This is a genomic window from Bradyrhizobium sp. (assembly GCF_049586575.1).
Taxonomy (GTDB): domain Bacteria; phylum Pseudomonadota; class Alphaproteobacteria; order Rhizobiales; family Xanthobacteraceae; genus Bradyrhizobium.
In genome coordinates this window covers 1-1,823 of sequence record NZ_JBAVCF010000018.1, presented here as the reverse complement: position 1 = coordinate 1,823, position 1,823 = coordinate 1, and the positions used below count along the sequence as shown (strand labels likewise).

Below are 1,823 nucleotides of genomic sequence, written 5' to 3'. Positions count from 1 at the left end.
GGGCGGAGGCAATGCGGTCGGCTTCCAGCGCCAGTTCGACGCCGATGCGCTGGCGCTCGATGACGTCGCGGCGCTTGAGTTCGGCGGCGTCGAGCATTTCGGAGCGCGCGATCTCCAGGCCTCTCGTCTCGCGGTCAGCCAGGATCCGCTCGGCAGCGACCATTTTCTCCTGCGCGATCTTGGCGGCTTCGATGGCCTCCCGCGCCTTGATCTCGGCGGATTCGATGCTCTGGTTGCGAGCGATCTCGCGGCCGCGGATTTCCACCTCCGAGGCGATCCGCGCCGAGGCGACCACATGGCGCGAGGAGACTTCGGCCTTGTCGAGGGTTTCGTTGCGCTCGATTTCGAGGCTGCGGGTTTCCTGTTCGGCCTGGATGCGCTCGGCGGCGAGCATCTGCTCGCGCGCGATCTTGGCCGCCTCGGTGGCCTGCTGGGCGGCAATTTCGGCGGCTTCGATCGCCTGGGTGTGGGCGATTTCCAGCGAGCGGGTGCGCTCTTCCGAGGCGATGCGCTCGGCATTGATCGAGGCCATCTGCACGATGCGCAGCTTTTCCGTCGCTTCGCGGGCGGCGATCTCGGCTTCCTCGACCACTTGGGTGCGCTCGATCTCGCGCCGGCGGGTATCTTCCTCGTTGACGATGCGCGCCTCCGTGACCGCGCGCTCCTGCAGGATACGCGCCTTTTCGACGGCTTCGCGGGCCTGGATCTCGGCCTCCTCGATGGTGCGGGTGCGCTCGATTTCCTTCTGGCGGACCTCGCGCTCGGAGGCGATGCGGGCGGTGTCGACCGATCGCTGATTGGAGATCCGCGCCTTCTCGATGCCCTCGCGGGCGGAGATCTCGATTTCCTCGACCGCGCGGGTGCGCTCGATTTCCTGCTGGCGGATTTCCCGCTCGGAGGCGATTCTAGCCTCGTTGATCGCCTGTTCGTTGGAGATGCGGGCCTTCTCGATGGTCTCGCGGGCGGAAATCTGCGCCTGCTCGGCCTCGGTCTCACGCAGCGCCCGCTCGCGCGCCACTTCGGTGCGCTGCACGGCGCGCCGCACCTCGATATCGCGTTGCTGTTCGAGCCGTGCGGCTTCGCTGTCGCGCTCGATATCGAGCGCCTGGCGCTCGGCCTCGAGGTTGCGGGTGCGGATACGGATCATCGAATCCTGTTCGATGTCGTTGCGCAATTTGCGCTTGGCTTCGATGTCCTCGATCAGCCGGGTCAAGCCTTCCGCGTCGAACCGGTTGGAAGGATTGAAGAATTCGAGGTCGGCCTGGTCGAGATCGGTGATGGCGACGGATTCGAGCTCAAGCCCGTTCTGCGCCAGCGCTTCGGCCGCGGCGGCCTTGACCCGCGCGACATATTCGCCGCGCTGCTCGTGCATCTGTTCCATGGTCATTTCGGACGCCACCGAACGCAGCGAGGAGACGAACTTGCCCGAAAGCAGGGCGTGCAGGCGCTCGGGTTCGAGCGTACGCCGCCCCAATGTCGCCGCCGCGATCGAGACCGCTTCGCGGGTCGCCTGCACGCGGACATAGAAATCGGCCTCGATGTCGATGCGCATGCGGTCGCGGGTGATCAGCGCATCGCCCTTCTCGCGCACGATCGCCATCGGCAACACATTCATGTTGACGGGGGTGTAGTCGTGAATGAACGGCAGCACGAAGCCGCCGCCGTCGATCACCACCCGCTCGCCGCCAAAGCCGGTGCGTACGAACGCGACCTCCTTGGAGGAGCGATGGTAGAGCCAATTCACTACATAGACGAACACCACGATGACGATGATCGCGATGATCAGCCATAGGATCAGCGTGCCAATCAAAAGACCCGACATC

General features: G+C 65.2%; 1 protein-coding gene. It reads right to left on the bottom strand.

Annotation, left to right across the window (positions count from 1 at the left end; genetic code table 11):
* Positions 1–1,822 (bottom strand): SPFH domain-containing protein (locus WB528_RS00625; RefSeq protein WP_423886500.1); only part of this gene is annotated, 1,822 nt, incomplete at its 3' end.
* Position 1,823 lies beyond the last annotated feature (1 nt).